A 1,121-nucleotide genomic window follows, 5' to 3' on the forward strand; every position below is an offset into this window, starting at 1 on the left:
ATCCCGGAGAAAAGCGATCTTAACTCGATCCTGTTTCTGCTGACGCCTGCGGAAGACAGCGCCAAGCTGTCGCATCTGGTGGAGGCGCTGGTGCGTTTTGAGACGCTGATTGCACGCGATGCACCGTTAAGCGAGGTGCTGCCGAATCTCTATCACAAATACGAACAGCGCTACTCCGGCTATACGCTGCGCCAACTGTGTCAGGAAATGCATAACTTCTATGTAAGCCATAACGTGCAATATTTGCAAAAAGCCATGTTCCGCAAAGCGACATTGCCGCGTGCCGTGATGCTGCCGCAGGCGGCAAACAATGCCTTTGTGCGCGGGGATGTGGATTTGATCCCACTGGCCGAGGCTGAAGGTCGTGTCGCGGCAGAGGGTGCGCTTCCTTATCCGCCGGGCGTGCTGTGTGTGGTGCCGGGAGAAATTTGGGGCGGGGCGGTGCTGCGCTACTTCCTGGCGTTAGAAGAAGGCATTAACCGGATGCCGGGCTTCTCACCGGAGTTGCAAGGTGTCTACAGCGTTGAGCAGGAAGATGGCGCTAAGCGCCTGTGCGCCCATGTGATTCAGGAATAATTGTTATTAATGGTATTAGTGGCGCGAGGGGTAAACCCTCGCGCCGTTTTTTTTATTCGGTTGCAGACGCGGGTGTTGCCGCGATTTCGCCATTAGCCGCAGCGCGACGCTTTTTCAGCCCGTACCATCCCACAATCAGCAAGATAGCCAGCACCGGAGTGGAAGCAATGGTCCAGGTGCCGTTCGGGTAGTCAAACGCCATCAGCACCACCACGCCCAGCAAGAACACTAGCGTCATCCAGGAGGTAAACGGTGCGCCGGGCATCTTGAATGAAACCGGCTCAGCTTTACCCTGTTTGATGGCCTGACGCAGCTTCATCTGGCATAAAATAATGAATGCCCAGGAACAGATGATGCCGATAGAGGCCATATTCAGCACAATCTCAAACACCTGTGACGGCACAATATAGTTAAGGAATACCCCAACGATATGGATCGCCACCGTCACCATAATGCCGGTATAGGGAACCGACTGCGCGCTCATTTTCGACAGGAAGTGCGGCTCTGAGCCACCCTGTGACAGTGAGCGCAGAATGCGTCCGGTC

The 1,121-nt window shown here is 55.1% G+C and carries 2 pseudogenes; one reads left to right on the forward strand and one right to left on the reverse strand.

Annotated elements, in window-relative coordinates:
• A pseudogene (locus tag J5224_RS29235) lies at nt 1–576 on the forward strand (ornithine decarboxylase); the annotation flags it as partial.
• Nucleotides 577–628: 52 nt separating this feature from the next.
• On the opposite strand, the pseudogene J5224_RS29240 reads toward J5224_RS29235, so the two are convergent.
• Nucleotides 629–1,121 (reverse strand): annotated as a pseudogene (locus J5224_RS29240) (amino acid permease); the annotation flags it as partial.

The sequence above is a fragment of the Candidatus Symbiopectobacterium sp. NZEC135 genome (assembly GCF_025962695.1).